This window comes from Marinomonas ushuaiensis DSM 15871 (assembly GCF_000521805.1).
GTDB classification, from domain to species: domain Bacteria; phylum Pseudomonadota; class Gammaproteobacteria; order Pseudomonadales; family Marinomonadaceae; genus Marinomonas; species Marinomonas ushuaiensis.
The window spans coordinates 154,747-180,316 of sequence record NZ_JAMB01000005.1 but is presented as its reverse complement, the minus strand read 5'-3'; the positions used below and the strand labels follow the sequence as shown (position 1 = coordinate 180,316).

At 40.7% G+C, this 25,570-nt stretch carries 27 protein-coding genes and 1 riboswitch; of the genes, 9 read left to right on the top strand and 18 right to left on the bottom strand.

The annotated features are described in order from the left end of the window. Positions 1–64 precede the first annotated feature (64 nt). The 8 genes from MUS1_RS07745 to MUS1_RS07710 all read right to left on the bottom strand — a co-directional run bounded on the left by MUS1_RS07745 (position 65) and on the right by MUS1_RS07710 (position 6,533). Complete coding sequence (locus tag MUS1_RS07745) at positions 65–595, bottom strand: DinB family protein (protein ID WP_036160850.1); 531 nt, start codon at positions 593–595, stop codon at positions 65–67. Positions 596–621: 26 nt separating this feature from the next. Next, entirely contained in the window at positions 622–1,443 is an 822-nt protein-coding gene (locus MUS1_RS07740; RefSeq protein WP_245595776.1) for an SIR2 family protein, read from the bottom strand. Beyond that, entirely contained in the window at positions 1,443–1,997 is a 555-nt protein-coding gene (locus MUS1_RS07735) for a non-canonical purine NTP pyrophosphatase (protein ID WP_036160847.1), read from the bottom strand. Before MUS1_RS07735 ends, MUS1_RS07740 begins: the two co-directional genes overlap by 1 nt. A gap of 32 nt (positions 1,998–2,029) precedes the next feature. Continuing rightward, a complete protein-coding gene (locus tag MUS1_RS07730) occupies positions 2,030–2,710 on the bottom strand; it encodes an ABC transporter ATP-binding protein (protein ID WP_036160844.1) in 681 nt (226 codons plus the stop codon). Further along, positions 2,707–3,909, bottom strand: a complete 1,203-nt coding sequence (locus tag MUS1_RS07725) for an ABC transporter permease (RefSeq protein WP_036160841.1) — start codon at positions 3,907–3,909, stop codon at positions 2,707–2,709. Before MUS1_RS07725 ends, MUS1_RS07730 begins: the two co-directional genes overlap by 4 nt. Next, positions 3,909–4,991 (bottom strand): efflux RND transporter periplasmic adaptor subunit, encoded by a 1,083-nt coding sequence (locus tag MUS1_RS07720; RefSeq protein ID WP_084035586.1) that lies wholly within the window; start codon positions 4,989–4,991, stop codon positions 3,909–3,911. The genes MUS1_RS07725 and MUS1_RS07720 overlap by 1 nt, the downstream gene beginning before the upstream one ends. A 303-nt stretch (positions 4,992–5,294) precedes the next feature. Beyond that, positions 5,295–5,714 (bottom strand): tetratricopeptide repeat protein, encoded by a 420-nt coding sequence (locus MUS1_RS07715; RefSeq protein ID WP_211236441.1) that lies wholly within the window; start codon positions 5,712–5,714, stop codon positions 5,295–5,297. Positions 5,715–5,888: 174 nt separating this feature from the next. Then, a complete protein-coding gene (locus MUS1_RS07710) occupies positions 5,889–6,533 on the bottom strand; it encodes a peroxiredoxin-like family protein (RefSeq protein ID WP_036160833.1) in 645 nt (214 codons plus the stop codon). Between the two features lie 172 nt (positions 6,534–6,705). Between MUS1_RS07710 and MUS1_RS07705 the strand changes: the two genes are divergently transcribed. Beyond that, positions 6,706–7,278: a TetR/AcrR family transcriptional regulator gene (locus MUS1_RS07705; protein WP_036160831.1), complete on the top strand. Its 573-nt coding sequence runs from the start codon at positions 6,706–6,708 to the stop codon at positions 7,276–7,278. Positions 7,279–7,331: 53 nt separating this feature from the next. Here MUS1_RS07705 and MUS1_RS07700 read toward each other — a convergent pair whose 3' ends face one another. Further along, positions 7,332–7,982 (bottom strand): peroxiredoxin-like family protein, encoded by a 651-nt coding sequence (locus MUS1_RS07700; protein WP_036160829.1) that lies wholly within the window; start codon positions 7,980–7,982, stop codon positions 7,332–7,334. Between the two features lie 121 nt (positions 7,983–8,103). After that, entirely contained in the window at positions 8,104–9,306 is a 1,203-nt protein-coding gene (locus MUS1_RS07695) for an MFS transporter (RefSeq protein WP_036160827.1), read from the bottom strand. 113 nt (positions 9,307–9,419) lie between these two features. Here MUS1_RS07695 and MUS1_RS07690 point away from each other — a divergent pair, with 113 nt between their 5' ends. Next, entirely contained in the window at positions 9,420–10,298 is an 879-nt protein-coding gene (locus tag MUS1_RS07690) for a LysR family transcriptional regulator (RefSeq protein ID WP_036160826.1), read from the top strand. Positions 10,299–10,388: 90 nt separating this feature from the next. On the opposite strand, the gene MUS1_RS07685 is transcribed toward MUS1_RS07690, so the two are convergent. Next, positions 10,389–11,060 carry an energy-coupling factor ABC transporter permease gene (locus MUS1_RS07685; RefSeq protein WP_036160824.1) on the bottom strand — a complete coding sequence of 224 codons (672 nt, stop codon included), beginning with the start codon at positions 11,058–11,060 and terminating at the stop codon, positions 10,389–10,391. Positions 11,061–11,140: 80 nt separating this feature from the next. After that, a riboswitch (cobalamin riboswitch) is annotated at positions 11,141–11,351 on the bottom strand. 275 nt (positions 11,352–11,626) lie between these two features. Here MUS1_RS07685 and MUS1_RS07680 point away from each other — a divergent pair. Further along, the gene (locus MUS1_RS07680) at positions 11,627–13,351 is read left to right on the top strand and encodes an OFA family MFS transporter (protein ID WP_036160822.1); all 1,725 of its coding nucleotides are present in this window, start codon (positions 11,627–11,629) and stop codon (positions 13,349–13,351) included. Between the two features lie 947 nt (positions 13,352–14,298). Here the strand turns inward: MUS1_RS07680 and yegD are convergent. Then, positions 14,299–15,663 carry a molecular chaperone gene (yegD, locus tag MUS1_RS07675; protein ID WP_036160819.1) on the bottom strand — a complete coding sequence of 455 codons (1,365 nt, stop codon included), beginning with the start codon at positions 15,661–15,663 and terminating at the stop codon, positions 14,299–14,301. 352 nt (positions 15,664–16,015) lie between these two features. Between yegD and MUS1_RS15910 the strand changes: the two genes are divergently transcribed. Both MUS1_RS15910 and MUS1_RS15670 read left to right on the top strand, forming a co-directional pair. Beyond that, entirely contained in the window at positions 16,016–16,495 is a 480-nt protein-coding gene (locus MUS1_RS15910; RefSeq protein ID WP_211236444.1) for a Crp/Fnr family transcriptional regulator, read from the top strand. 49 nt (positions 16,496–16,544) lie between these two features. Further along, entirely contained in the window at positions 16,545–16,772 is a 228-nt protein-coding gene (locus MUS1_RS15670; protein WP_051436170.1) for a 3'-5' exonuclease family protein, read from the top strand. Positions 16,773–16,847: 75 nt separating this feature from the next. Here the strand turns inward: MUS1_RS15670 and MUS1_RS07665 are convergent, their stop codons facing one another. The 3 genes from MUS1_RS07665 to MUS1_RS07655 form a co-directional block, all read right to left on the bottom strand. Continuing rightward, positions 16,848–17,183, bottom strand: a complete 336-nt coding sequence (locus tag MUS1_RS07665) for a zinc ribbon domain-containing protein YjdM (RefSeq protein ID WP_036160816.1) — start codon at positions 17,181–17,183, stop codon at positions 16,848–16,850. Between the two features lie 46 nt (positions 17,184–17,229). Continuing rightward, positions 17,230–17,808, bottom strand: coding sequence for an NnrU family protein (locus MUS1_RS07660; protein ID WP_036160814.1), 579 nt, complete (start codon positions 17,806–17,808; stop codon positions 17,230–17,232). A 176-nt stretch (positions 17,809–17,984) separates the two neighbouring features. Further along, positions 17,985–18,902: a LysR family transcriptional regulator gene (locus MUS1_RS07655; protein ID WP_036160810.1), complete on the bottom strand. Its 918-nt coding sequence runs from the start codon at positions 18,900–18,902 to the stop codon at positions 17,985–17,987. A gap of 414 nt (positions 18,903–19,316) precedes the next feature. Between MUS1_RS07655 and MUS1_RS07650 the strand changes: the two genes are divergently transcribed. From MUS1_RS07650 to MUS1_RS07635, 4 genes are all read left to right on the top strand, one after another. Next, on the top strand, positions 19,317–20,297 hold the full coding sequence (locus MUS1_RS07650) for a TRAP transporter substrate-binding protein (RefSeq protein WP_036160809.1): 981 nt from the start codon (positions 19,317–19,319) through the stop codon (positions 20,295–20,297). 80 nt (positions 20,298–20,377) lie between these two features. Beyond that, positions 20,378–20,875 (top strand): TRAP transporter small permease, encoded by a 498-nt coding sequence (locus MUS1_RS07645; protein ID WP_036160807.1) that lies wholly within the window; start codon positions 20,378–20,380, stop codon positions 20,873–20,875. 38 nt (positions 20,876–20,913) lie between these two features. Beyond that, positions 20,914–22,188 carry a TRAP transporter large permease gene (locus MUS1_RS07640; protein WP_036160805.1) on the top strand — a complete coding sequence of 425 codons (1,275 nt, stop codon included), beginning with the start codon at positions 20,914–20,916 and terminating at the stop codon, positions 22,186–22,188. Positions 22,189–22,256: 68 nt separating this feature from the next. Further along, complete coding sequence (locus MUS1_RS07635) at positions 22,257–23,093, top strand: aspartate dehydrogenase (protein WP_036160804.1); 837 nt, start codon at positions 22,257–22,259, stop codon at positions 23,091–23,093. Positions 23,094–23,255: 162 nt separating this feature from the next. On the opposite strand, the gene rnk is transcribed toward MUS1_RS07635, so the two are convergent. From rnk to MUS1_RS07620, 3 genes are all read right to left on the bottom strand, one after another. Beyond that, positions 23,256–23,669 (bottom strand): nucleoside diphosphate kinase regulator, encoded by a 414-nt coding sequence (rnk, locus tag MUS1_RS07630; RefSeq protein WP_036160802.1) that lies wholly within the window; start codon positions 23,667–23,669, stop codon positions 23,256–23,258. A gap of 294 nt (positions 23,670–23,963) precedes the next feature. Then, complete coding sequence (locus MUS1_RS07625; RefSeq protein ID WP_036160801.1) at positions 23,964–24,452, bottom strand: GNAT family N-acetyltransferase; 489 nt, start codon at positions 24,450–24,452, stop codon at positions 23,964–23,966. Positions 24,453–24,514: 62 nt separating this feature from the next. Continuing rightward, on the bottom strand, positions 24,515–25,564 hold the full coding sequence (locus MUS1_RS07620) for a DUF2333 family protein (RefSeq protein ID WP_036160799.1): 1,050 nt from the start codon (positions 25,562–25,564) through the stop codon (positions 24,515–24,517). Between the last annotated feature and the right edge of the window lie 6 nt (positions 25,565–25,570).

Here is a 25,570-nt window from a genome sequence, read left to right as displayed (position 1 = left end):
GAGCGAATGGTTTTGGTTTGACGATGTGAAATGAATGACTTGTCGGAATAAATTCCGACCTACATTAATCAAGATCAGGAATGAGTAACACTAAATCTGTTGCACCAATGTCGATGCCTTGTTGGGATAAAAGCGTTGATACTTGACCGCGATGATGAGTTTGATGGTTAAAAAAGTGTTGCAAAAGATGCGCGCAGTTTTTCTGATGCTCGATACCTTTTGTATTTTGATAAATCAATGGTTGAATAAGCACTTCGTCGTTTAGTTCAGAAGCAAACTGCACAATGACATTATCCAATATTTCTCGGTGTTGTTTCAGTATTTCTAGATCGGCGTATAAAACCGTATTTAATGCTGTCGGCTGAGGCAATGCTCTTACATATTCTAATGACACAAAAGGATGAGACGCAAAGCGTTTCAACCAAATGATGTCGCCAACCAATATGTGGTTAAGGGTATTGATGATGGAACCAAAGAAAGCGCCTTGGTCAGTAGTCAGTTCAACCACACTCAGTTTACTCGCCGCATCATAGAGGTTGCGGTTCATGATTTGGTTGTATTCAGCCATCAATGTAAAGTGTGATTTAAGTGACATGGTTATCCTTACATCTGAATAGTTTTTTACCGATTAACACTACTGCCCATAAATTTACTCAGGAAGTCTTCTAAAGCTTTACCGGGGTGTTCGATTTCTGAAGAGATCATTTCGATGCCCCATTGCTCTAAAATCTTTTCTTGTACTGGGTTTGGCTTGGGAGAAAAGACATAGGATTTAGGTTGCGCCTCACCGAGGTGATGGGCTTTCCAGAGCATGGATAATTTGTAAAAAAGAAACCGTATGTTGATATCAGCCAAACTATATCCAATAAACAAAACGGACTTTCCGAGAATATCTGACCTAAGTTTGATGTCTAAAGGCGTTTCGAAGCCAAGACGTTCGAAGTAACTTGTTTCGTCCAAAACAATGGATTTGTTATCATCAAAGTCGCCATGGAATTTAACGATTTGGGTGGTGTTGTCTTTGACTTTTTTTAAATCCGACACCGATGAGATTTTGGTATAAGGCATCTTGTAATGATCAAAGGCGTGCTCTAGCCATCTATCGTAGTTGGTTGTGTATATGATGGGGAATTCCGCTTTTGCGATTTCTTCATGGACTTTAGAGGTTGATACATCGATATCCGAAGTATGCCAGTTTTCATCCATCCAGCTACTTAACCCGTCAATGCTGCCTTTCGTTAACCGATAGTATTCTGCAAGTGCTAAATGGTCGCCAAATGTTTTGTAGATTTCAGGGTCGTAATCTAAATCTTCGGCTATCTTGTCGATCAATGAATCCCATGATGGCAGCCCAAGGTTCATCGATACCCCTGCGCCAACAAATAGAATGACATTACCTTCTTTAAAAGAAGTGAGTAAATGTTCCATCGCTTCTTTTTCCATTACGCATGATTCCTTTTTAAAAATTCTTTAAATTTGTCAAAGGCAATTTTCCGCATTGAAATGTCATTTTTTTTATCTCCCATTTCAGCAAAGGTTTCCGTTTCACCTTCGGGTATAAAAACACAATCCCATTGAAACCCTCTGTCTCCTCTGGGTTCCGGAGCAATACGCCCTTTTATCTCACCTTCAAAAAAGTGCATTTTTTTGGTATCGCAGTAACCAATGGTGGTTTTAGCGACTAAGCTAGGGTTGTTGGCGTGTCCTAGTAAAGATGAGAACTTATCGGCTTCTAATTTATCCCAGAACATTTGTGTCAAACCACCGGGAAAGCCATTTAAGCTCTCAATATAAAGTCCTGTGTGCTCTACAAAAACAGGACGCCCGACTTTTTTGAAGGCTTTTAGCAGTTTGTCTTTTACCAATTCATTAACATTTTCAGTCTGTATTCCATTGATAGAATATTTTGCTGAGATTACCGTAACGCCTGCTTCTGCTAATATTTTTGTGACTTCATTTACTTTGAAGTCATTATTGGAAACAAACCTTATTTGCATGTTAACTCCTCTATAAAGCGGCTTTTTTATTTCTAGTTCGCTATTTTCCCATCTATGATACGCACTATTTCATCGCAGTTAGCGGCTACGCTGTTGTCATGGGTAGATATTAAAAACGTTGTATTATCGTTACGATTAATGTCACGCAATAACGCCATCACTTGTTTTGCTGAATCTTGATCGAGATTCCCTGTTGGTTCATCTGCGAACACCAGTTTTGGGTTGTTTATTAGCGAACGAGCAATGGCGACACGTTGTTTTTGTCCACCTGATAGTTGACTGGCCAAGAAGTGGCTACGATCACTCAAGCCAACTTTATCAAGCAATTCTAAGGCACGCTTACGAATATCACCTGTTAAACGACCTGCTGGCGCAGCCGCTGGAAAAGCGACGTTTTCAAGCGCGGTAAAATCAGGTAATAGATTGTGATACTGGAAAACAAAACCAAGATGACGGTTACGATAGCTTGATAGACTTCCATCAGATAAACCAGTTAATGCATGATCTAGTAATCTTAGTTCACCAGATGTAGGTCGCATCAACAATCCCAGTATATTAAGTAATGTTGATTTTCCAGAGCCAGAAGCGCCCTGTAATGCGATCATTTTCCCTTGTGTTAGGGTTAAATCAATGCCTTTAAGAACACAGGTTTCCTGCTCACCATTACGAAAGGTTTTTATAATGTCCTTAGCAAGCAATAATGTCTGGCTCATTGTTGAATAGCCTCTACAGGGTCCACCGCAGAAGCAGCCCGTGCCGGCAGCAATGCCGCTAGGGCTGCACCTATGATAGTCAATATTATCACCAACATATAACCACCCTCGTTGGGCGCTATCGGTAACATTGAGCTACCGTCTGGTCTAGTAATAGACGCTAACTGAACACATAATTGATAACCCGCCGCTGCGCCTAGAAAAGCACCTAATGCTCCTATAAAAACACCTTGTAAAATAAACACAATGGCGACAAATTGTCGTGATATTCCGGTCGCGCGCATAATGCCAATTTCAGCACGACGACGATAGGTTGATAATAAAAGCGCGCTAGAAATAGAAATGACGATAGCCAATAATGCAAAACCTTGAATGAAGTTACCAGTACGACCTTGGGCATCAGTAGCGTCCTGCAAACTTTTATTAACTTCTTGCCAAGGCGTGGCTTTTAACTGTGTCGCATTTTGCAACATAATCGAGATAGTGGGTGCTTCAGCAGGGTTATCGAGTTTTAACCCAAGAGAAGTTATACCATCGGGCAAGTCAAATAATGGCCTTGCCGCTCTAATAGATAAAAAACCAACTCGTTGGTCTAAGTTGGCTAGGCCGATTCGAAAAATCCCTGTGATAGGTAATAACCGTTCAGCTCCACGTTCTGATCGTAATAATACTGGCGTACCAATAAGCAAGCCTAATTCAGTTGCTAAATCAGCCCCTATAATTAGACCACCTGTTGTCAACTCGGCACTGCCTTCAATGATATAACGACTAATGTTAGTGATAGCATCAACTTTATTAGGTTCAACACCTTGAATTGCTATTGGTTGCGTCGCTTCACCACGAACGAGAAATGCATTTCCTTCAACAATGGGGCTAATCACACTAACGCCAGGGGTGGATTCAGCAATCTCTATTACCTGCTGCCAGTTACGTATTTGTTTACGCTGCAAAGTAGACACAGGTTGGGCAACAAACCGTGAATCATCGACCAATACCCGCGCGACTCGACTTGGAGGATCTAGCTCTACATGTGCGATTTTACTGGTGGTTTCCTGTGTTAAATAAATATTAAGGCCATTAATCAATGCCGTAATAAACACGAACACCACTACACTCAATGCGACACCAAGCACCAACAAGAGTGTTTGCAACCTGTTTGCGGTGATATAGCGCCACGAAACTAATAGGGAAAATGGCATTAGGGCGATACTTTACTAGCATTAACTCGTTTGCTTTCGGCCAAAGCGGTTGATGCAATAGACGCATCAAGCACCACTAATGCTCCAGAATTCAGTCCTGTTTTGAGTACAACTGAACTCCCCGGCCAATCAATAAAAGTGACAATATTAGATTTAACCGCTTCCCCCTCTAAGGTATAAACCAACCAAGTATCGCCTTCCTTTCGCAGCGAACTGCGCGGTACACTTAATACAGAGTCAAAGGCTTGTACCAAAATATTCACGTCAATTGAGCGCCCTGGCACAAACTCAGCGTTAATTTCATCTAACATTAAACGAGTCAGTCTTGAGCCATTTAATGCGTTCACTTTCGGCGATATTTCTACTATGCGCCCTGTCGTTACCTGCTGTTTCCCTGTAGGAGCAAGCAAGGCCTTCATATTAAGCGAAAGCTCTGATGCATAAATCTCATCCACTTCTACTTCTATTTCAATAGGGCCAGTAGAGCCTATTTGAAAAAGAGTATCGCTGACTCCAACCACTTGCCCTTGGTCTATCGAGCGCGACAATACAATGCCATCAAGAGGGCTTTCGATATTGAGATCATTCAATCTAATAATGGCCTGATTACGTATTTCTTGCGATGCTGTGAATCTTGCTTCAGCAGATAAAAGGTTTGTACGGGCTTGATCCAGCGCTAAATTAGCCACAACGCCTTTTTTAGACAATTCAGCAACACGATTAAAATCATGTTGTGCGAAGTTACGTTGTGCTTCAACCACACGTAGATTGGCTTCCGCTTCAGAAAGTGCGGATTGTTGTGATGCAGATCGCATCTTGGCTATGGTTGCTCCACGCTTAACCTTGTCACCTTCATCAACCAGTAAAGCGATGACTTTTCCTGAAGATTCAACTCGAATATCAACCACATCTTTTGTCCTAACACGTCCAACTACGGCTAACACTAACTGAGCTTCACCAGTGGTTACCTGCAAAACCTCCATCTCTAATGGTGCACTATTTCGTTTATACAAATACATAGCAATAACCATGAGTACAAGTAAAAAGCACATTGTTATAAATGGTTTTCGGTATTTACCCATGCGCTTTAGTGACTCCCAATTGGTGTGCGTCTTTATAATTATATTAGCTTAGAAAAAATTAGCGACAGACGATATAAATAATAAGGATTAATAATGACAGAAATCAAACGAACTAAATGATGGCTACATAAGTAAGCGTCATTTAGTTGAAGTTGACCATGAAACTATTGTGGTAGTAGGTACGAAAATAGAGATGACGATAGACTAGAAAAACTGAATAATACAAGAAGGCAGAAAAGAACCTAGATTTCCACCTTCAATTTTTACTGCTCACGACCATTTCAAAGAGAATTAAATTACCTTTTACGACTCTTGAAGTTCTTTCAATAAATCGTGTATCTCAGCTTTAAGTTCTTTATCGATGATTTTATTACTGTGGATTTTGGCTTTTTCCAAAGATTCAATGGCACCTGCTTTATCGCCAAATTCCAGTTTTAAGATTGCTGCTGAAAAACCAATCGACGAAAGGTAGTCTTTATTGTTGGTCGCTTCGGCTTTTTTAAAGGCTGTATCGTATATCGAAATAGCGAGTTCTATATCATCGGTAAAATCGGCCAGTGTTTCCCACTGCACAGGATGATCTTTATCCGTGCCATCGTTGTCGTCACAAATCCCTTTCAATTCTTCATAAAAAGCATCAAAGTTTTCTTGGTCTTTTTTGTGCGCGCAACTCATCAGTTCTTTGGCTAAATAAAGGACTTCTTTATATATTTTTGTATTCATAATTTACTCTGTGTTAAGCCTTTCAGCGTTTAATGCCTCTATGGTAATTTTAATAAGCCATTTATGACAGCTTTTAGCTTACTCAAACCTAAAGTCACAAAAAAACCAGCGTGAAATTAATCCACACTGGTTTTAAAGTATCTAGATTCAAACGCTAGATTAACGCAACAGTAATTAAAGCGTTTTAAGAGCGGCAACCACTTCTGCTGGCTCTTGACGAGCGGTGTAGTCAGCCGTAACAAAAGCGCTGGCAACAGTGCCATCTTGAGCAATGACAAAAGTCGCCGCTAATGGTAGGTCAAACTGACCTTCGCCATTATGCTTTTCTATTTCAATACCAAAAGAGAGATAGATTGGACGTAGCTCATCTGCTAATGAGAAAACAAGGCCAAGGCTTCTCGCGTAGTCTGAATTTACATCAGATAAAACTTCAAATTCTAGAGCATTTTTCTCAGCCGTAGACAATGACACATCTGGTAATTCAGGGGTAATAGCAACTAACGTTGCATTTGCTGCTTTAATGTTAGCAAGCTGATCTTGGTAAGCTTTCAACTCCAGGTTGCAGTAAGGACACCAGCCACCACGATAAAACGTCATTACAACAGGGCCTTTAGCCAATAAATCATCTAGATTGACTGTCTCGCCATTTTGGTTTGGTAATGAAAATGCAGGTAGTTTTTCCGATACTTTCGGCGCTTTATCAACAATGCCTGTTTCCGTTAGGTTTTTAGTCACCTGCTGCATCAGCTCTTGTACTTCCAACGGTGCTTTTTTAACAAACGCGGCTTTGTATTCTGCAATTTGATCTTGTAATGACATAGTGAACCTCATAGCCCATAGAATTAACTTGAACAATTATTCAAACAGATATTGAGTGATCATTCAAGTCTTTTTGAATGATCACTCAATAATTTGCAGTGAGCGTAATTTAGCCGCTATAATTACCTAAAGTGCAAAAAAATTTTCACAATTCAAAGTAGAAAATATCCCTATGGCTAGAATACAGTTTGACAAAGAAAAGGTATTAGAAAGTGCGACCAATGCCTTTTGGCGTTTGGGTTACACCGCCACATCTATGCACACTCTTGTAGAACAAACTGGCTTAAAACCGGGCAGTATTTACTTGGCGTTTGGCAATAAAGAAGGCTTATTCAGAGAATCACTGGATTATTATGCTCATCAGTCCTTAGATAATTTAGAAGCCACGCTTGCCCAGTACAACTCAGTAGAAGAAGCGCTTCCTGATATTTTCATGAGCTTTATTGAAGAGTCTTGTCAGTCTGAATATTGCAGCTGCTTTTTGGTTAAAAGCCAACTAGAGCTTACCGATCAGCAAACTGAATTAAGAGATCACGTTTCTCAACAACTTCGTCGAGTTGAATCCCTCTACTTCGAAAGCTTCCTAAAAAATAATACAGAAAGTGAAGCAAGAGCAAAGGCTACCAGTGTCATGCTGCATATTTTTGGTATACGTGTTTACGGCTATCATTCTAATTCTAAAGAACAGCTTATTGATGCTTTACGCCTTGGTTTACCTTGGCTGTCTTGGAAGGCTGAGCACTAAAAACGAAGATTAAAGAGAACTTACCTCTTTAATCTTTTCTCTATTTTTTAGCTTTAAACCAATTTCTGCAACGCCTCAATGATATCGCTTGGCTCTGAACGAATACGGTAATCCACATCCACAAAACGCCACACCACGTTCCCACCTCGGTCTATTACAAACGTTGCTGGAATTGGTAACACATTACCATTTCCGTTATTAACCGTTTCAAGTTCAAGCCCACGATCCACTCGCATATGTTCTAGTAGAAACTCCGGTACCTCCCATGCAACGCCATATTCCACAGCAACTTTTGCACTTTGGTCTGACAAGACTTGAAAGCCCATTTGACTAATTTCGTCTTTACTAAGTGAGTCATCAGGTACTTGCGGGCTGATAGCAATAAGCTCAGCACCCAAATCATGGATATCACCTAAACGTGCCTGTAAAGCTCTAAGCTGTATGTTGCAATATGGACACCAGCTACCACGATAAAAAGTAACGACTACTGGGCCTTTTTCTAGCAACGCCGTCAAAGACATTGCCTTGCCTTCTTGGTTTGGTAATTCAAAGGTTGGCGCTTTCTCGCCAAGCGCAATGGCATCCGCGCCTTGTTCAACACTTTTAGCTCGCGCAATAACATCATCTACGCCTTTCATGAAATCAGGTTTTGCAGCTCGACCTTCTGCAACTTTAGCGTCAGTTTGTTCTTTTAGTGTTTTCATCTGGCTTCCCAAGTAAATTGTTTTGTATTGTCAGATACAGTACTGCTAAATACAGATTGGAGCCAATAGAGAACGAGGCAAGAATAAGGAGAATCATTAAACCAAACTACTCCAAACACTTCTAACCAAGAGCCTCTGTTCGTTCAATTCGACTTTTGTCTTTAATCAAGCTCAAACCAGCTAATGCGACCAAAGCCAATACCAGCCAAGAGCCGATGATAACGCCAGTCCAGCTGCCTGCTTGCCAAAATGGATCAAGATAAAATCCACCTAGGCTGGCGCCAAGGTAGTAAAACATCAAATACAGAGAGGACGCACTCGCTTTTGCGTATTTCGCATTTCGGCTGACAAAACTACTGGCGGTAGAATGACCCAAAAAGAAACCAAAACTATTAATCAACAATCCAACGATAATAAAAAACAATGAACCGCCAAGAGTTACTAATGAGCCAAACATTAAAATACAAGTTCCCAACACCATAATATTAGGCTGATCCCAACGCTTGGCTAATTTACCCGAAATCGCCGAACCAAGCGTGCCAGATAAATACGTCAAGAAAAGTAAACCTACGTACTTGGCAGAAAGATTATAAGGAGCGGCTTCTAATACGAAGGTAATGTAACTGTATTGATTGATGAAAATAAAGAAACTGAAACCACCAATGAGATAACTGGTCAACAAACGACGATTATATAAGTGGTCTTTCATATTTTTCAGAATATGACCGACGCGTAATGGTTTAGGCTCGAAATGACGGGAAGTAGGCAATAAAAAGAAAAACACCAAAAGACAAATCAAACTGATGCCACCCATTACAGCAAAAGTGGCTGAGCGCCCTAACCATTCACCAACAAAGCCGCCGATCAAACGACCACCGATACCACCTAAACTGTTACCACTGATATACAAACCAACCGCCACCATTAAGGCTTCAGGCGTGTATTCGTCGCCCAAATAAGCAACAGCAATTGCAGGCAACCCAGCTAAGAAGAAACCTTGTAAGGCACGTAATGCCAACAAGGATTCATAACTTTGTACCAAGGAAAGGCAAAAAGTAGTGATGGTAATTCCGACCATGGTCATTACCATAATGCCTTTGCGACCAATCGCATCTGAGATTGGCCCATAAAAAAGCAGCGAAATACCTAAGGTCAACGTGGTAATCGTAAAGCTAGCACTGGCCTGAAGCGGGCTAATCGAAAATTCATTCGCTATCATTGGCAATAACGGCTGAGTCACATAAACATTGGCAAACACCATAAACGAGCCAATTACGAGCGCCAAAGTGCCTCGCCAAAATACTGAACTACCCACTTCAATCAAGGTAAACTCCACAGGGATAAAACCCAAAACAGACTGATATTATTCGCCTACTATACGCCCAGCCGTTTTATCAATAAAATATATCTATCTTATCCAATCCATAAGGATTAATGATGGACATTAAACCACTACGTTATCTCATTGCCATCGCAAAAACCGAAAGCTTCACCCAAGCAGCGAAACAGCTTAACGTGGCTCAACCTGCCGTCAGTATGGCGATAAAAAAGCTAGAGAACGATTTAGGCCTGACACTAATCCATCGCGCAGACAGAAACATAGGCTTAACGGATGAAGGCAAAAAACTGCTTATTCACGCAGAAAAGATCATCCAATCCATGGACGAAGCGCTTCTGGAAATGAGTGAATTAAAAGGCTTAAGCCAAGGTGAAGTTCGAGTCGGTATTCCAAGCATGCTTGGCTCTTATTACTTTCCTCCTATACTGATGGCCTTTCGACACCGTTACCCAACCATCACCTTAAAAGTGATTGAAGGCGGAACATGGCAACTGCAAAAAATGCTCGAAAGTGGTGAATTAGATTTGAGTGTCATCGTCGCTGAAACATTACCGGACAGCTTGCAAACACAAGCTTTGATTAGAGAGGAGATGCGCGTCACCGTAGCAACTGATCATCCTTTCAGCCAATTAGAAAAAGTTTCCCCTGAAGCGTTTTTCGAAGAAGAGCTAGTCATGTTTAAGGAAGGTTACTTTCATCGTCGAATTGTCGATAAATTAGCGAAGAAATGCAAAAAGACACCTAAAATTGGTTTTGAAACCAATCTCATTCCTTTAATAAAATCCATCACTCAACAAGGTTTCGGGGTCTCTACTCTACTCAACATGGTAATCGACGATGACGATGAGCTCATCACTCGCTCATTTGATCCACCTATTTGGCTGGATCTTGGAATCGCTTGGCGTAAAGACAGTTATCTTTCTAAGGCAAACCAAGCCTTCTTAGAATTCGTGAGTGAACATGGAAGGAATCGATAGGAACTTCCTAAATTGAGATAGCAAATAACAAGCATAAAAAACGGCCAAGCAATTAAATCACTTGGCCGTTTTAAAAAGATATTTTTTCGATTAGCTAAACAAACGCGTTTCTAGCAATGAGGAATGCTTAAAGCGATTCAAACTTTTTGCACCAGCAAGAATAGCAAGATCCAAAATAGGCTCAATTAATACAACACTTAAGTAAGCCAAACCAAAGGTAGCAACAGAACTCATAGTTTCTGCGCCAAAACCTTGTCCATAAAATGCCCAAAAAGCGACCCAAGCAATGATCCCGCCCTGAAAGGTTAATGACAATTGCAATGCTTGTTTATAAGTGATGTCCGCGTAGGCTGTATTCTCTGCAATGGTACGGCGGGCCACAGCCGCCATCGCAAACAAAGGCAATAACAAGGTTGTTAGGTTCATGCCATATTGAGGTAAATCAAAAGGAGCAAAAAGAATGCCTTGCGCTAACAACCCCAAACTCAAGCCAATCGCAGCCGCTGCCGGACCAAACATCAAGAATAGCGTTGAGCCAAGAATAAAGTGAACTTCTGATACACCAACGGCATGATGTGGCATGACTTCAAAGAAAATAAACACCAATATGGTCGTCAGTGCACTTCGTCCTATTAAGGACATTAGACCGTCTTTTTTAATCATGTCGATCGAGGCTTTTGCAGAAAACCCAAGAGCAGCAATTGCGGTTACGTAACTTAAAATAATTTTTGCGCCATCGACGACGCCTGGTTCAATATGCATAACATGTTTCCAAAATAGGATTCATACTCACCCGTATGATTCAGATTAACGGATCTTCTACTTATGTTTAATAAAGTAAAAAGTCCTGATAAATAAAGGCCGGTCTCCGGACTCATAAGTGTTGGCATACGTTATCAATCACTTCATTCCTTCCCATTAAAAAACAGTGGAATAAAGCCTAAAAACGCATCACTTACATACCGTTGCGGGGGCAGTATAGGCTTTGTTTGAAAAACACTCCTATTTCCCGTTTAACCAGTAAAAACTGACACCTTTACAAAAGTTGGCCGCTTGTAGAGAGCACAAGAGCCAATATCGGAAGAGTACGTTTTTAATTAATGTTAAGCAACTTACCGAGATAAATCACTTCTCAAAACAGTCTTTCTTTCACATACATATTTTGATCTATATGAACATCACACTCTCTAAATAAATTCATCATTTTAGAAATAAAAAAAGAGAGAACTTTCTATATGGATATTTATAAAAATTTAATATAATAGCGTAGCTACCTAATGTAATGTTTTGTATCTATAAAAATAATGTAATCCCATAAGGATATTTGTATGAATTACCTTCGTTACCTTTTATCTTTCTTAATGAAAGATAAAATAGTCGCATCACCTAATTTTAACCGGTGGCTAGTTCCACCAGCATCCATTGCCATTCATTTATGTATTGGTTCTGTTTATGCTTGGAGTATATTCAACCCTGCACTCACAAAAGAATTTGGTGTTGTAACAAGCGCGGCCAATGATTGGAGTTTAAGCAGTGTTGTATGGATATTTTCCGTTGCGATTGTATTCCTTGGTCTATCCGCTGCTATAGCCGGTAAATGGCTAGAAGAAGTTGGTCCTCGGTGTGTCGGTGTTACAGCTGCGTTTCTATGGGGCGGTGGCTTTATTCTTGGTAGCATTGGTATTTCTACTCACCAATTATGGTTGGTCTATTTAGGCTATGGCGTTTTAGGCGGTTGTGGTTTGGGCTTGGGCTATGTTTCCCCAGTATCTACTTTATTACGCTGGTTCCCTGACAAACGCGGTATGGCAACAGGCATGGCCATCATGGGGTTCGGCGGTGGCGCGATTATAGGCGCACCAGTAAAAACCTTTTTACTTGAAAAATTTGCGATGGCACCAACGTATCTTGGTCCAGAATCTGCGGTTCAGATGATTACTGAAGGTGGTCGACGTTTTGCTGAAATCGCCAATGAAAAAGTAGAAATTGTCGTTGCAACAGCAAAAGAAGCATCAACATTACCAATTCCAGGTGAAGCCGGTGTTTATGTTGTCGGATCTGGTGATACAGGGGCAGCAAGTGTTTTCCTAACACTGGGTATTGTGTATTTCTTCATTATGTTGATTGCCTCTTTCTTATATCGTGTCCCAGCGAAAGACTGGAAACCTGAAGGTTGGATTCCACCGGTAAAAGACAAGAAAAACACTATGATCAGTACGGACAATGTTCATATTGATCAGTCTCTTAAAACGCCTCAATTTTGGTTACTGTGGCTCGTTCTATGTCTTAATGTAACAGCAGGTATCGGTGTTATCGGTATCGCTAAAACGATGATGACAGAGATCTTTGGCTCCACCTTACCGACTATCGCAACGGCCTCTTTCGCTGGAACTTATGTTCTGATGATTTCAGTGTTTAATATGTGTGGTCGATTCTTCTGGGCTTCTGCCTCAGACTTTATTGGCCGTAAAAACACTTACCACTGCTTCTTTGCGATCGGAACTGTTTTATACCTTTCTATTCCTTTTGCTGCCTCTGCAGTAAGTGCAGATCAATCGGTTACTTGGTTAATTATGTTTTACGCTGCAACTATGCTTATTTTCACTATGTATGGCGGTGGATTCTCAACAATACCGGCTTACCTAGCGGATATTTTTGGTACGTTACATGTTGGCGGAATACATGGCCGTTTATTAACAGCATGGGCAACTGCCGGCGTACTAGGGCCGTTCCTTATTACCTACCTACGTAATCTATCGGTTGAAAATGCGATCAATGATTTGGTGAGTAAAATAGACCCAGCGTTATTTGAAGCAAAATTCAACGCATCTATTTCTCAACTTGGTGAGTTGATTGCCAGCAAGACAGTTACGGTTTCAGCTCTAATGGAAATTTCACCAAGCGGTACTGTTGACCCGACCTCAGGACTGTATAACTCCACCATGTATGTAATGGCTGGTTTGCTTGTGATTGGTTTCTTTGCGAATTTAATGATACGTCCTGTTAATAAAAAACATCACGTAGAAAATACGCACCCGAATCAAAATTTTTAATAGAACATGCTCTAAACCCAAAATAAAAAGGTCGTTAACTCGACCTTTTTATTTATTTAAAACAGAGTAAAAGAATGAGTATCGTTCAAATAAATGTCACGTTGGCAATGTTCTAAATCGCTACTTATTTTTTATTCAAGTATTACTATCGCCTTTCTTAATATCTAACCCATCAAAGTAAAAAGGAAATTCCTAGCTGGTTCGAATCTAATAAGTCTTATGATGGATTTATGGAAAGTATTGAGAATGAACTTCAAAACAGTGCCACGCAGGAAAAAACCCTACTAAACCACGGAGAACTATGAATTTAATGTTCTAATCAAGCAAACACCCATTGAAAACCTCTTACAGAATATAAAACTTTCATCGTCCGGTATGCCAAATAACACATTAAAAGATAATAAAAAAGAAACCTCTTCCAATTTTATTTCCAATATCTCTTATAATTACCAATATAAAATAACAGTTAAGACTTCGAATTTATTTTACATTTCCACCTTTGCACTTTCATTCTCCCTCTTATATTTTATTATCATTCCATATTTAATATTTTCTTTTAAAAAGACTAGCTTAAGAAAAAAATACTAAAAGATGGATTTTCAACGTATATCAACCGATTATAAATGCAGATAACAACAGTATTTTTTTCATATGCAATTTTTACAAGATGTGAAGGACAAAATAACGCTATCGGTATTATAAAGGCATAAAACACTACAATCTTTATGTTGAACACACATTAAGGCAGCTCGAAAAAATAGAAGAAGAGAAACAAAGGGGTTGAAAACGATGCTGATAAGCAAAAGTTAGATTTGATTGATATAAAATATCACCAAGGCTGGCTTTACGGAAAGCCTCAAAAAGCGCCGTTAAAGTAAACTCCTATTAAAAAAGAGCGCCTTACTCAATAAAATAAGGCACTTTCAAAAAATTTATACATTCTGTGTTTATCTAAAAATACGTTCAGACCAAACAGTTAAACCTGCTGCCACACTACCAAAATGATCCCCATCTAAAACAGGAACATTACCAATTCGCTTCTGAATCGCGTCTCGAATCACCGGTGATTTTGCCGATCCACCCGTCATGTAAATCAAGTCTGGCTTCTCACCCGCTTGCTCAATGGCTGCGGTCATTAATCGCAGCATTTTCTCTAATGGTGGTTCAATAGATTTTGCCAAGTCATCCCGTTGAATAGAACAGGCTAAACCCGATTCGATGTAATCCATAAGCACGTTATGCTCCATCACATCAGACAAGGCTATCTTCGCTTCTTCAGCATTTCGAACAATATGGTAATTGTGCTTTTCTTCGCGCATTCGCAAGAAACGCTCAATCAATTTAGGTTGCGCCGCATCCAAACGAAGCTGCTCAATTTGATGCTTGGTTTCCATACTGTTAAATGTCGAAATAGCAGAAACATCATTGGTTGTTACTGCGTTCCAATACAATTGGGTTGGCATTGGCAAACCATTTTTAAGTAAGGTGTCCATGCCGAATAGTGGCATTAGATGCTTACCTGCAATGCGAATGTCTAAATCATTTCCGCCAACTCGCTCACCGGTGTGCCCAAGAAAATCAGCACGACGATCCACTTTAACTAAATATTCCGGCCCCATTCGTACCATGGCGCAATCGGTTGTACCGCCACCAATATCAACAACTAAGACGGTTTTGTTTTCAGCCAGCTTGGTTTCAAAATCCAAACCTGCCGCAATCGGCTCATACAGAAATTCAATTTCTTTAAAACCAGCCCGCTTGCCCGCTGCGGTGAGGATTTCTAATGCTTGGCGGTTACTGGCTTCTGAATCGATCCCTTGGAAGTTTACCGGACGACCAATCACAGTGTGTGTAATTTCTTCGCCAAGATGATTTTCAGCTCTTTGCTTGATGTTTTGCATCATGGCGGCAACCACATCTTCAAAGAAATTAATGTGCTCTGATCGCAACCCTGTCGCACCTAAAAATGACTTTGGCGATTTTACAAAGTAGCCATCTTCTGGCCATTGAAAGTATTCATCAAACGCCGCTCGACCAAAGAACAAAGTCTGATCATTATCATCAATGTCTTCTTCTCGGCGAGCACGTTGAGCACGAGTAAGAACATGCTGTCGAGAAGATATATACGCTTGGCGCTCGTCGCCTACTCGCATATTTTTACCAACAAACTCCGTAATGAGATCTCGATCTAACGCGTATAAAGTAGAAGGTAAAAATGTGTGTTGCCCTTCCAAAGGAACAAGACGAATATCGGTGCCTTGAGACAAACCAAGCGCACAGTTAGATGTTCCATAATCGAAACCGCAAATCATTCTATTTATAACCTCTAAAATTAAGCGTATTTAACGAGTAAGTAACACGGTACTTAAGCGCTATACAAAATGCCTTTTATTAACCCACGTTAAAAGCAACTTTCTATAATAACAGGAAAGACGAAATGAAAGGAGAAGAACCACAGTAGGTATTCATTAACTGGGTATAAGTAAACTTTGCAGTCGTGCAATATATAATCATACAAATAATACTAAGGCCTTCAAGTGGCCATCATTCGGTATCTTTTATGATTCAATCACTACTACCTAACATTCTGGAATTCATACACCAAATTGATCCATTCGATAAGCTCCCACCTGAGCTGCAAAAAAAGTCGCCAGCTCTGTAAACATCAGCTACTTAAGCCGTGGAGAAAAAATCGACTTTCACCCTGGCGATACAAGACGTTACCTTTACATCATTCATACTGGTGTAATGGAACAACGCAAACCCAATGGTGTGTTACGTGCCAAACTGGGCCCACAAGATTTATTTGGTTTTACCTTTTTAGATGACCATACCGACGGTGAAGAAAGTTATAGCGCAATTGCTGCGGAATCGACATTGCTGTATCTCATACCGCACGAAGCATTAGAGAAACTGCTAGAAGACCACCCTGAATACGCAGAACATTTCGCTTCCCAAGCACAGATACGAATTCAAAATGCTCTCACGTCGTCTGGTCTAACAACGACAAAGGCAGAAAAATACGTCAAACCAGAAGCAGTAATTATTAACCATATCGTTCCTGAAATACTCAGCGAAGGACAACTTTTTGACGATGCCATGCACGACTTGTTTCGAGCTATGAAAGGAAAAAAACTTTATTGATACCTACATTAAACTGCGTTTTAACTTAGATCCTTTACCACTACTTTGGTTGGACACACTTATTTTAGAAAAGCCTTTACTGAGAAATAAAAACGACACAGGCACAGGTGATTATCAGCTTGCCTCTGTTCGTGAACGCCACAACTTACCGCCTTACTTGGCTCACAACGCCTTGTCTGATTCTATTGCCACAGGCGAGCTTTTCTTAGTACTGGTGAAGATAATTTATGGTAAATCCATTCCTCTATTGAGCAATGTATACAAGCACATTTACTGAGTAACATAAAAAATAAGGATTAAAGCCACTCAGACTTTAATCCTTATTTTAAAAACATTGCATACTTTATTAGGCTTACGCCTTCTTCACATACTTGGCGGTGATCATCATGTCGCTTGCACCGTCTAACTTACAATCCAACTGATGATCTTTCTTATCATGTACTCTCTTGATCACGGCCTTGGTACCAATTTTTAGACCTTGAGAGCTGCCTTTCACTTTCAAATCTTTAATCAGCGTGACTTTGTCCCCTTCTACTAACAAAGCGCCATTCGCATCTTGAACTTTGACAACCTCCTCTTCTGCCACTGCAACAGGATTCCATTCAAAGCCACACTCAGGACAAATCAAAAGCTCCTGATCTTGATAAACGTATTCAGATTGGCAGCTCATACAAGGCGGTAAAGACATAATCACACTCTATCTAACAATATATTTTTTGATTAACGGATCGTATTTAGTGGAAAGGCGCAACGCCAATCACAGCTTCATGAAGGAACAGAACAATGGTAAACCAAGAAGCAACAGAAAAAGTCAGAGCGATAAGATCGAATCGAAGGCTAGCTTTTTCTATTTTTACACCTGCTTTGCGATCACGACGACGGAAAACCGCGTAACTCACAATCGCCCACACCAAGAAACTACCAAATAACAACACATCCGCTAAGTTACCGTTACTCAGCAAATGCGCAAACGCCCAGACTTTAATGGCAAGGTAGATTGGATAACCTGTCACTTTCTTCATCATGGTTTTCGGTACGATGGAAGCAAACAATAAAAACAACGCCACCAGCATCAATAAACTCGTCACGTGCCCCATGTGTACTGGCGGAAACCACAACCAAACGGGTGCTAAACGAGCTTGGCCATAACCCATAACAATAAAACCAAGAGATAATAAAGACAACATTCCAAAACGTACTCGCCAGGTCATCAAACCCGCCTTTGTCACGGCCATTTTTCGCCAATCAGGAATAAACAAACGAACACTGTGAACAGCAAAAAAAATCACTAACCCAACTATCAAAATCAACATACAAGGATGTTCCTTAAATCTTATAAAACAGGTAAAACTGAGGCGCTCAATAGAACAAAAACAGCCAACACAATCAATGAATTGACGCCAATTTTCTTATAAATAACATGGTTAAGCTATTTATCGCCACTCGGATGCTTCCACTCATCATGAAAGACTTGGCTTCACTCTCTTTCCTACAACACCTTTCGATCGATAAAGCGGTATTTCTCTTCCGCACAAGCGTTCAAAATGAAATCCCAAGTCAGCTTTAAATCTTTAAACTGATGCAGGTCCTTACTGGTAGATATCCACAATTCCCTATGCAATAAAAAGTCAGGTAAAACCGGCGACAATACAGGATCACCATAAGCAACAAAGTGCGGTAAAATACCCACGCCTAACCCAGATCGAACCGCTTTTCGCTGGGTATGAATCGTTGTCGACTTATAAATGAACTGCAAATCTGGCGCAATTTCATTCTGATATTTTAATAAATCTGAAAATACTTGGTCTTCTATGTAACCAATAAAGGAATGTTTTTCAAGGTCTGACTTCGTTTTAATACTCTTATTTAGCGCCAAGTATTCAGTGGCTGCAAATAACCCTAAAGTATAATCGCTCAGCTTCTTTTGAATAATGTTTGAACCTTTCTGCGGCCCAACAGTAATACTAATGTCCACTTCACCACTGGTAATCAAAGTGGCTCCAGCCAATGAAATAAGCTCTATATCAATGTCTTTGCCTTTCACCCAGATAGGCAATCGATCAGACAAATAATAGTTACTAAAGCCTTCCGTCACACCGATACGGATTTTCGAACGGATTTCTTTCCCGCTACGATAGTTTTCATTCGCCAAACGTAAAGTCCGCTCACACTTCTCCGCATAAGGAATTAAGTTCTCCCCTGCTTTCGTTAAATGGAACCCTTTGCTGTTCTGATAAAACAGTCGAGTATCAATGGCTTTTTCTAGTTGCTCAATACGATTTGCAATCGTTACATGAGTACAACCGAGCTTAGTTGCCGCCAAAGATAAGCGACCATATCGCCAAAGCGCTAAAAAATACTTTAGATCATTCCAATTAATTTCCAGTAAATCTAAATTTTCATTCACGAATCATTCCCCACACAAAAACGAAAAACACGATATCATGACAGATTACTTGTCGCTTAATACACTCGCATAAAGCACAGATTTGGTGCGGCAATGTTTTAACAAACGAGCCAAGCTGTAAATTTTATTTCATAAAACGAGCGTTAGCCTTTTATTAATAGCAAAAGCTAATCTATCTATAATGAGGCAAAGTCTTTTAAAAGGCACAAAATAGGTGCATACATTCTAATTATTCAAAAATCTCCTAGCTAAAGGCTTTCCACAAGCCAGCTCCATTGTAATTTTTTTTACATCCCATGTAACCAAAATGCTATTGTTTTTACCCCCTCGCAAGCCTAATTTTTAACTTCGACATAGAACCTCTGAGCATTCATCAGAATCTATACACAATCATATTTTTTGAAATAGGTAATCATGATGAAAAAACCATTACTCACTACATTGGCATTATTATTAGGATCATCCGCTTTCGCGGCGGATTACAATTTCACGTTTGCTCACGTCCTAATCGACAACACGCCTAACGGACAAGCCGCCTTAGCATTTGAAAAAGAGGTTGAAGAAAAGTCCGCTGGCCGTATCAATATTAATGTCCTACCCGCAGCGCAATTAGGCGGCGACGTAGAAATCATCGAACAGCTACAAATGAACATAGTACAAATTGCCATTCCACCAACCGCAACACTGGGTAACTTTGAGCCAAGAGTACAAATTCTAGACTTGCCTTTCCTATTACCTTCACAAGAATTGATGATGAAAGTTTTAGATGGTCCAGCGGGTCGTAAAATTCTAGACACGTTAGAAGGCCATGAAATGCATGCCGTAAACTTCTGGGGTGCAGGCTTCCGTCATATGACAAACAACGTTCGCCCGATTGAAAAGCCAGAAGATCTTAAAGGCATCAAAATGAGAACGATGCAGTCGCCGATCCTTTTGAGTACTTACCGCAACTTTGATGCAAACCCAACAGCCATGGCTTATACCGAGGTTTATAATGGTCTACAGCAAAGCGTTATCGAGGGGCAAGAAAACCCTATCGCGAACATCACCAGTAAGAAGTTTTATGAAGTACAAAAGTACATGACGCTGACGTCAAACGCTTACCACGGTTACGCCGCTATTGTGAACAAACAAGCTTGGGATTCTTTGCCAGAAGACCTACAAGCCGTTATGACAACAGCCTTCAATAACGCCCGTGACCTGTCTCGTAAATTAACCAATGAACTGGAAGCTTCCGCTCTTGAGAACATCAAGAAACACACGAAAGTAACTGAATTGACAGATGAGCAAATGGCTGCCTTCGTTAAAGCCAGCCAACCCGTTCACGAAGAGTTCCGCGAAACCATCACATCAGATTTACTTGATGTTGTGTACGCTGAAATAGAGTCGAACTAATGACCAGCGCTGCCTTGACAACCTAAAGCAAGGCAGCGTATTCAGCCCCCAAAGGCTAATAAATACGCACCGAGAAAAATATGTTCGAAAAAATTAATACCTATTTAGACATCATCGAAGGCTTTTTAATCGCCAGTATTCTTGCCACTGCATCGATACTCACGATTACCCAAGTTTTTTTCAGATATGTCCTGAATGACTCCATCTTTTGGGCAGAAGAAGCCATTCTCTATTTGATTATTTCTATGAGCTTTCTTTGTACAAGTCTTGGTATTCGTAAAGGTTCTCACATTACGGTAGACGTCTTAAAGTCGTGCATTCCAAAGGGTTTAAAACCAACGTTCAATCTAGTCGCAGCCATTTTAGGGATTATTTTCGCCGCTTCACTTCTCTACTTTGGTGGCAGCTTGTTTTTAAACACCTTGGCACGTGGGCAACTTTCTCCTGCTTTACGAATTCCAATTGCAGCGATTTACGCCTTTATTCCAATTACTGCTTTGCTTCAGATATTTCGTTACTCAGGAATCATCTACTCAGTATTTAAAAAAGTGCCTGAACAAAACCAGCCACAGAATTGATTTAAACATTTATCACGCACACCAAAGCCGAGGCTTTTATGATTACATTATTACTTCCGCTGTTTTTAATTCTGCTGTTACTTGGCTTACCAATTTATGGCTCATTGGCTTTTTCCGTCATAGGTTCCATGGAATTAGCGGGGGCTATGAACCCGACAATCGTTCCTATGCGAATGTTCTCAGGCATCAACAATTTCTCATTAATGGCCATTCCATTTTTCATCTTAGCCGCTGAATTAATGCGAGTTGGCGGCTTATCTACTCGGCTCATTAAACTAGCTCAAGTGTTAATCGGTTGGGCACCAGGTGGTCTGGCTTCTGCCGCTGTTTTATCTTGTCTGTTCTTTGGCTCTATATCCGGCTCAAGCCCAGCAACCGTGGTTGCCATTGGCAGCATCATGTTTCCAGCATTGGTAGAAGCAGGTTACAGCAAACGCTTTGCCATCGGACTACTGACCACCGCTGGCACCTTAGGGCCAATTGTTCCACCAAGTATCGCTTTAATCATTTATGGTTCCGTTACCGCAACCAGTATTGGTCAGCTTTTCGCCGCTGGCATATTACCCGCCCTTTTGCTTGGCGGGATGTTAATCATCTACTGCATGATTTATTCAAAAAAGAAGCAATACGCCAGAACGCCTTTTCCTACGTTGAAAGAAATCTCAGCGGCTTTTAAAGGCTCGGCTTGGGGCTTGGGACTTCCAGTCATTCTGCTTGGCGGGATTTACAGCGGAATATTCACCGCAACAGAATCCGCGGCAGTCGCTTGCCTTTATGGATTGTTTGTCGGCATGGTGATTTACAAGCAAGTCAGCGCGAAAGACTTATGGGAAATACTGCAAAGCACAGGTTTAATCTCAGGCTCTTTGTTGCTGATCACAGCGGGTGCTTCTGCTTTCTCATGGTTGCTTACCATTACAGGAACACCATCAACATTAGCCAATGCGGTTTTGTCTTTAAGTGATTCTTCCTTTGCGATTACCGCATTACTAAACCTTATTATGTTAGTCGCTGGGTTTTTCCTTGATAGCGCCTCCGCGATTATCGTTTTAGCACCATTAATGACGCCAATCGCTGCACAAGTGGGTATCGACCCAGTGCATTTCGGGATTATTAATTTAGTAAACTACTCTGTCGGTATGATCACGCCACCGGTTGGGCTGAACTTATTTGTTGCCGTTAGTATTTCTAAAATGGGACTTTTTGAAATATTCAAAGGCTGTATTCCTTTCCTACTCATCTTGCTCGTCGGCCTAATGATCATCACTTATATACCTTGGCTTAGCTTGGCAATCCCTAGCTACCTTTTTTAGCCGTCACCTAATTTTTAAGAGCACCTTATTCCATAGAAGGTGCTCTTTACATCAACTCAAGGATTAAAATGAAATCACAAACTCGATTAAAAGTTGGCATTATTGGTTTAGGCGCAATTGGTGGCCATGTAGCTAATTGCATCGAAAAAGGCGAAGCAGGCAACGCGGAACTCGTTGCTTTAGTCTGCCGAAATAAAGAAAAATACCTAACCATTAACAAGGATCAATCCAGTCATTTCAAATCGTTAATCACAGACGATATCGAAGCACTTTTTAATGCAAAGCCAGATATCGTTATTGAAGCCGCTGGCCAAGAATCTCTAAACCAATACGGCATTACCATACTGGAAAAAGGCATCGACCTTTTAGTATCAAGCATTGGCCTGTTCACCAACGATGACATACTCGACGCCTTCACCCAAACAGCAGAGCAATCTGGCGCACAAATGCTATTGTCCGCAGGCGCATTACCCGCTTTGGATTGGATGTCTGCATCCTCGTTATCTAAAGTAAAGAAAGTGTTCATTACACAAGAGAAGCCCGTTATTTCTTGGAAAGGCACACACGCTGAAAAGCTAATCGATTTAGATGCCATTACTGAACCAACCTGTTTTTTTGAAGGAACGGCTCGTGAAGCCGCCAACATTTTCCCGAAAAGCAGCAACATCAGCGCCATGTTGGCCCTTGCTACCGTTGGTCTAGACAAGACAAAAGTTAGATTAGTCGCAGACCCTATTAGCCTGATCATGAACACACTTATTGAGTTTGATAGTGAAGTGGGTCAGCTGCAACTGAACTGCCAAGGCATACCGTCTCCAGAAAACCCAAGTACCAGTACAGGTGTCCCCTTGTCCATCGTGAAATCCATACGAAATTTATCATCTCCGATTCATTATGGAATCTAACCATTTTTTAAAATTCCGTATCAGCATAGGAAGATGAAAAATAGACAACCGACATAAAAAAAGGACGGCTCTAACTAGAGCCGTCCTTTAATTTATTTATAAGGTTCAAGTGCTTACTTAACTTTGAAATGTTTGCACCATACTTATTATCTGAATTTAGGTTTAAAGCTGATACTCACCTGATCTCTCAGGTTGGAAAGTAATTTGAATAATTTTAATTTTCAAGTTTCCACCACCCGGTTTTGGCCACTCGATCTCGTTCCCAATAGCAAGACCAAGCAATGCACTGCCCACTGGCGCTAAAATTGAAATGGTTTTACCGCTGGAATCCATGTCTTTTGGATACACCAAGGTCAACTCAAATTCTTTATTTGTCGACTCAACGAAAAACCTCACCGTTGAATTCATAGTAACAATGTTATCTGGAACCTCTCTCGGCGCCACAACTGTCGCGCGTGCAAGCTCTTCTTCTAGCTCATTAACACCTGCAACACCGCCTTTGGGTAACGAATCGATGAGATCTTCCAGTCTTTGTGAATCTAAGGAAGAGATCGTTATTTCTGGTCTTGTTTTCATTCTTTCCTCATTAACTATTCATATAGTTTTTCTATGATATCAGGTATACCTGCCATCTTTGTATTATTCAAAAGCCCCTACTTTGACTCTTTAGTCTTAATGGTAACTGAGGCATTTGATTTCCCATAACCAGCATCATCGCACAATCATGGTGCAAAAAACATTAATATTAAAGAGCGGCATTAAACGCCAACAACTAAGGAATGGCAACTTCAATAAAGTGAGAGATATGGATAGAAATTAGTTAGAAAAACTTAAAGGAGAGTCGACTTAAAAAGAAAAAGAAAAATTAAACTAAAACTCTCGCCCAAGAAGGCAGACATCTTCTTTAATGTATTCGTCTTGTGCGATATTCGGTAACAACCCCCATTCATCAAACCCTTGGCGTTTAAAGAAACCTTGGCTATTGAGGTTACTGCTGTAGATGTAAGCGATAAGATGTGTAAAGCCAATCTGATTTCGGTGGTTTTCTAGATATTGAAAAATTCGTGTTCCGATACCACAGCCTTGCCATTCAGGCAAAACATAAAGGCTTATTTCTGAGGCACAGTCAAAGGCGGGTAAACCATAAAAAGGCTCAATTGAACACCAAGCGATAACCTTATGATTTTCTTCAAAGACAAGCATGGGGTGTTTGTCTGTGGCACTTTCCAACCAATCCATGACATCAATAAGACTGATATTATCATTTCGCTGGATGCTGCTTGCGAAAGGGTCACATAGTTGAAAAATAGAAAGTATATGGGGAGCATCGTCTAACCCTGCCGTCCGAATATTCCCCATATCAATACCTTTACTCAAATACTAATAACTTTATTCCAGCGCTTCTTAACACTATTTAGTGATTAACCTTGTTCAAGCAATCTGCGTAGATCGATGATGGCGGTGTTAGCACGAGAAACGTAAGACGCCATGACGAGAGAATGGTTTGCCAATACACCAAAACCACTACCATTTAAAATCATTGGGGACCAAATATTGGCTTGTGTTGCTTCTAATTCACGAATGATTTGACGTAAACTAACAAGGGCGTTTTTATCTTGTAGGGTAAAGAAGAAGTCGACCTCTACTGCACGAAGCATATGAACTAAAGCCCAGCTGGTGCCGCGCGCCTCATAAAATACATCGTCCACTTTTGACCAAGGCGTTTTCACGTATTGATAGGTACCTGTGTCGCTTGTTTGACGAGCATTCTTCTCGCCTGCTAAATCAGTATTTTCACGCACATTCGCCACACTGGCAGAAAGACGCTGAGACAGACTGCCTAAACGTGTACTGACATCTGATAGCCAATCTGAAAGGTTGTCAGCACGAGCGTAAAATTGAGCGTCATTTTTTGATGTGTCCGCTAAACGATCCAGATACTCCATGAGTTCTTTATTGCCACGACGATATTCACTTTCACTGGATGGCAACGCCCAACTCTTGGTATCAAAATTAAACTGCGGCTCAGCAATTTTAAGATTCACGTCTTCGGTGGACTGAGATTGTGAACGGCTGAACTCTTTTCGAAAGGCTCTGGCTAGGTCTCTAGATTGAACCAAAACACCGAATTCCCATGCTGGCATGTTATCCATAAAGATACCCGGTGGCATAAGGTCATTAGTAATAAAACCACCTGGTTTGTCTAGTAAAGTTCCAATAATAGTGTGTAGCGTACTTGCGGTTGTATAACCAACAACTAACTTTTTACTGTTATCAAGATAGCCACGTTCTGCGGCTTTTTCTTTTGCGGTTGCAACAACATCAAATTGATCTGGTTCACTGCTCCAATACATCCCTAAGAAACTAAGAAGCACAGCAATAACCAATACAGCGTACATAGCGACTTTACCCAGCCCTGAAAAATTAATACTTTGTTTCAAATGCTGTAATTTAACGGTTAACCACGACATTGTTGA

Bases quoted from the DNA above. Each gene is read 5' to 3' on its own strand.
- MUS1_RS07745 (WP_036160850.1), bottom strand. From the start codon at position 595: ATGTCACTTAAATCACACTTTACATTGATGGCTGAATACAACCAAATC.
- MUS1_RS07740 (WP_245595776.1), bottom strand. From the start codon at position 1,443: ATGGAAAAAGAAGCGATGGAACATTTACTCACTTCTTTTAAAGAAGGT.
- MUS1_RS07735 (WP_036160847.1), bottom strand. From the start codon at position 1,997: ATGCAAATAAGGTTTGTTTCCAATAATGACTTCAAAGTAAATGAAGTC.
- MUS1_RS07730 (WP_036160844.1), bottom strand. From the start codon at position 2,710: ATGAGCCAGACATTATTGCTTGCTAAGGACATTATAAAAACCTTTCGT.
- MUS1_RS07725 (WP_036160841.1), bottom strand. From the start codon at position 3,909: ATGCCATTTTCCCTATTAGTTTCGTGGCGCTATATCACCGCAAACAGG.
- MUS1_RS07720 (WP_084035586.1), bottom strand. From the start codon at position 4,991: ATGGGTAAATACCGAAAACCATTTATAACAATGTGCTTTTTACTTGTA.
- MUS1_RS07715 (WP_211236441.1), bottom strand. From the start codon at position 5,714: ATGAATACAAAAATATATAAAGAAGTCCTTTATTTAGCCAAAGAACTG.
- MUS1_RS07710 (WP_036160833.1), bottom strand. From the start codon at position 6,533: ATGTCATTACAAGATCAAATTGCAGAATACAAAGCCGCGTTTGTTAAA.
- MUS1_RS07705 (WP_036160831.1), top strand. From the start codon at position 6,706: ATGGCTAGAATACAGTTTGACAAAGAAAAGGTATTAGAAAGTGCGACC.
- MUS1_RS07700 (WP_036160829.1), bottom strand. From the start codon at position 7,982: ATGAAAACACTAAAAGAACAAACTGACGCTAAAGTTGCAGAAGGTCGA.
- MUS1_RS07690 (WP_036160826.1), top strand. From the start codon at position 9,420: ATGGACATTAAACCACTACGTTATCTCATTGCCATCGCAAAAACCGAA.
- MUS1_RS07685 (WP_036160824.1), bottom strand. From the start codon at position 11,060: ATGCATATTGAACCAGGCGTCGTCGATGGCGCAAAAATTATTTTAAGT.
- MUS1_RS07680 (WP_036160822.1), top strand. From the start codon at position 11,627: ATGAATTACCTTCGTTACCTTTTATCTTTCTTAATGAAAGATAAAATA.
- yegD (WP_036160819.1), bottom strand. From the start codon at position 15,663: ATGATTTGCGGTTTCGATTATGGAACATCTAACTGTGCGCTTGGTTTG.
- MUS1_RS07665 (WP_036160816.1), bottom strand. From the start codon at position 17,183: ATGTCTTTACCGCCTTGTATGAGCTGCCAATCTGAATACGTTTATCAA.
- MUS1_RS07660 (WP_036160814.1), bottom strand. From the start codon at position 17,808: ATGTTGATTTTGATAGTTGGGTTAGTGATTTTTTTTGCTGTTCACAGT.
- MUS1_RS07650 (WP_036160809.1), top strand. From the start codon at position 19,317: ATGATGAAAAAACCATTACTCACTACATTGGCATTATTATTAGGATCA.
- MUS1_RS07645 (WP_036160807.1), top strand. From the start codon at position 20,378: ATGTTCGAAAAAATTAATACCTATTTAGACATCATCGAAGGCTTTTTA.
- MUS1_RS07640 (WP_036160805.1), top strand. From the start codon at position 20,914: ATGATTACATTATTACTTCCGCTGTTTTTAATTCTGCTGTTACTTGGC.
- MUS1_RS07635 (WP_036160804.1), top strand. From the start codon at position 22,257: ATGAAATCACAAACTCGATTAAAAGTTGGCATTATTGGTTTAGGCGCA.
- rnk (WP_036160802.1), bottom strand. From the start codon at position 23,669: ATGAAAACAAGACCAGAAATAACGATCTCTTCCTTAGATTCACAAAGA.
- MUS1_RS07625 (WP_036160801.1), bottom strand. From the start codon at position 24,452: ATGGGGAATATTCGGACGGCAGGGTTAGACGATGCTCCCCATATACTT.
- MUS1_RS07620 (WP_036160799.1), bottom strand. From the start codon at position 25,564: ATGTCGTGGTTAACCGTTAAATTACAGCATTTGAAACAAAGTATTAAT.